General features: G+C 43.5%; 1 pseudogene. It reads right to left on the bottom strand.

From position 1 onward, the window contains the following. Positions 1 to 915, bottom strand: a pseudogene (locus A3756_RS27100) (MSCRAMM family adhesin SdrC); the annotation flags it as partial.

Raw genomic sequence — 915 nt, 5'->3', positions numbered from 1 at the left:
GACCCACACTTCATCTCCATCTTTAAGCCCATCAACATCACTATCGTTATTGTCAGGCGAGGTGCCTAAAATATGAACCTCAATGCCATCTAATAACGAATCGTTGTCGCTATCAGGCTGCAAGGGGCTATCATCCTGCCCATCCGCTAGAAAATCATTGTCAGTATCTGGATTTAGTGGGTCAGTTAACGATAACGTAAGTTCTTCATTGTCATCGATCCCATCAAGATCAGAGTCTGCTAAGAGAGGATTGGTACCTATAGCTAGCTCTTCGCTATCAGTAAGCTCGTCGCCATCTGTATCTGAACCAAGGGGGTCTGTGCCTTCCTGATCAGCTCGATTAATTTCATCAAAGTCTGAAACACCATCTTGATCGCTATCCTCTGGACTTGGGCATGATACAGCCTGATAGGCAATGCACGTCCCATAACCCAACTCTTCGATATTGCTTAAGCCATCACCATCTTGATCATCAAGGGCATCATTAACTTCATTGCCATCGCTATCAACAGTATCGAAAAGAGTGAAGGAAAGATTAAGCTCAACATAGTCGCTCAAACCGTCGCCATCACGATCTTCGTCACCATCTCTTATACCATCATCATCTGAGTCAGTATCAAGAGGATCTGTTCCCGTAATCAAAATCTCCTGCCCATCGCTTAGACCGTCGTTATCACTATCGCTGAGTACAGGACTAGTTAACTGATCTGCTATTGAAATGGGAGTACAGAGAACTTCGCTTAACTCAAGACCTAGTTCAGTAGCATCATTCAGGCCATCGAAGTCAGTATCACTTTCAGCAGGATTACTTACTCCAAGTTCTATGAAATCACACAACAAGTCACCATCTGTATCTAAGAATAACGGATCTATTGTTAGGTTTACGTCAGGCTTACGTAAACGAAAATCGTCTGA

Source organism: Oleiphilus sp. HI0086 (genome assembly GCF_001635225.1).
Note: the sequence above shows the minus strand (reverse complement) of the source record. Positions and strands in the feature narration are given on the sequence as shown.